Source organism: Halomonas sp. ND22Bw (genome assembly GCF_003011945.1).
Lineage (GTDB): Bacteria > Pseudomonadota > Gammaproteobacteria > Pseudomonadales > Halomonadaceae > Halomonas > Halomonas halophila.
The window spans coordinates 1-250 of record NZ_PXWD01001422.1 but is presented as its reverse complement, the minus strand read 5'-3'; the positions used below and the strand labels follow the sequence as shown (position 1 = coordinate 250).

1 pseudogene is annotated in these 250 nt (G+C 62.4%); it reads left to right on the top strand.

From position 1 onward, the window contains the following. Positions 1-250 (top strand): annotated as a pseudogene (locus CVH10_RS22895) (hypothetical protein); the annotation flags it as partial.

Below are 250 nucleotides of genomic sequence, written 5' to 3'. Positions count from 1 at the left end.
CGCCGCCATCAGCGGCATCGACATCGCGCTGTGGGACATCATCGGCAAGGCCTGCAACAAGCCGGTGCACAAGCTGATCGGCGGCGCCTTCCGCACCGAAGTCGACTGCTATGCGACCGGCCTCTACTTCACCGACATGGAGCGCCTTATCGACGAAGCCGTCGAGGAGGCCGAAGGCTACAAGAAGGCCGGCTTCAAGGCGATCAAGATGAAGATCGGTCTCGGCTCCATCAAGCGCGACTACGAGCGC